2 protein-coding genes and 1 pseudogene are annotated in these 1,122 nt (G+C 75.8%); 1 reads left to right on the top strand and 2 read right to left on the bottom strand.

Features of this window, described 5'->3' with window-relative positions; genetic code table 11:
- Both ABZ885_RS41770 and ABZ885_RS41765 read right to left on the bottom strand, forming a co-directional pair.
- Nucleotides 1-250, bottom strand: a pseudogene (locus ABZ885_RS41770) (hypothetical protein); the annotation flags it as partial.
- Nucleotides 237-758 carry a SigE family RNA polymerase sigma factor gene (locus tag ABZ885_RS41765; protein ID WP_360200518.1) on the bottom strand — a complete coding sequence of 174 codons (522 nt, stop codon included), beginning with the start codon at nt 756-758 and terminating at the stop codon, nt 237-239. The gene ABZ885_RS41765 and the pseudogene ABZ885_RS41770, both read right to left, overlap by 14 nt.
- 112 nt (nt 759-870) lie before the next feature.
- Between ABZ885_RS41765 and ABZ885_RS41760 the strand changes: the two genes are divergently transcribed.
- Nucleotides 871-1,122 (top strand): hypothetical protein (locus ABZ885_RS41760; RefSeq protein ID WP_360200516.1); only part of this gene is annotated, 252 nt, incomplete at its 3' end.

The following is a 1,122-nucleotide window of genomic DNA, read 5'->3' as shown; positions in this document are numbered from 1 at the left end:
GCCCGGCCGCCAGCGCGGCGGCCCGCCGGCGGCGGCGGGCCCGGTCGGCCCGTTCGCGGATCCGGTCCATCCGGTCGTCGGGCGCCGGCAGGTGCGGGGCGGCACGGTGCAGCAGGACGCGCAGTTCGCGTTCCACCTCGGTGTCGGCCCCGGGACCGGAGTCCCCGGCGCCGTGCGCACCGGATTCGTACGCGTCGGGTCCGTACCCGTCGGGGCCGTGCCCGAACGGGCCGGTGTCACGCTCGGTCACGATGTCCCCCGGTCAGCAGCAGTTCCCGGGCGGGTAGTTTGCCACGGAGTGCCAGCAGCGCGCGGTGCGTCTGGCTCTTGACCGTACCCGTGCTGCAGCCCAGGGCCTCGGCCGTCTCCTCGACGCTGAGGTCCTCGAAGTAGCGCAGCACCACCACGGCCCGCTGCCGCGGCGGCAGTGCCCGGACGGCGGCGGCCACCACCTGGCCGGTCACCACGTCCTCGTACGGGTCCGCGGCGGGCGGCGGCTCCGGCAGGTCGCCGTGCGGCAGTTCCCCGTTCCAACGGCGGCGCCACCAGGAGACGTGCGCGTTCACCAGGACCCGCCGGACGTACGCCTCCGGCCGGTCGATGGAGATCGTCTCCCATCTCGGCCAGACCTTGGCGAGGGCCGTCTGCAGCAGGTCCTCGGCCAGGTGCGGATCGCCGGTCAGCAGCCACGCCACGCGCAGCAGGCGCGGGCTGCGGGCGGCGACGAACTCCTCGAAGTCCGGCGTCGCATCCCTCATCGTGCCGCCCCTGCCCTGGTGATCCCGTCGCTGCCATGTCCGTCGGACGTTCCGGCCATCGGGGCCGCGTCCGGGGTGTCGTCCGTGTTCGTCTCACGGCAGCTCAAACGCGGTGGGCGCCCGGCAAGGTTGCCTGGTCGGGGCGGATTTTCTCGGCGGGTTCCGCGGCGCGTTCGGCGGCGCGTTCAGCGGGGCCCGGCGTGCCGGCTTCCGGGACCGGCCCGCAGACGCCCCGCAACGGTGGACGGCCCGCGAGCCGGCCGGAACTCGGCCGGGCGGCGGGCGGGCCGTGGTCACCGGCCTCGTCCTCGGCGAGTCCCCCCGCTGGCACGACGGCCGGCTCTGGGTCTGCGACTGGGGCGCG

The sequence above is a fragment of the Kitasatospora sp. NPDC047058 genome (assembly GCF_040643935.1).
Taxonomy (GTDB): Bacteria; Actinomycetota; Actinomycetes; order Streptomycetales; family Streptomycetaceae; genus Kitasatospora.
This window is presented reverse-complemented; position numbering and strand designations above follow the sequence as displayed.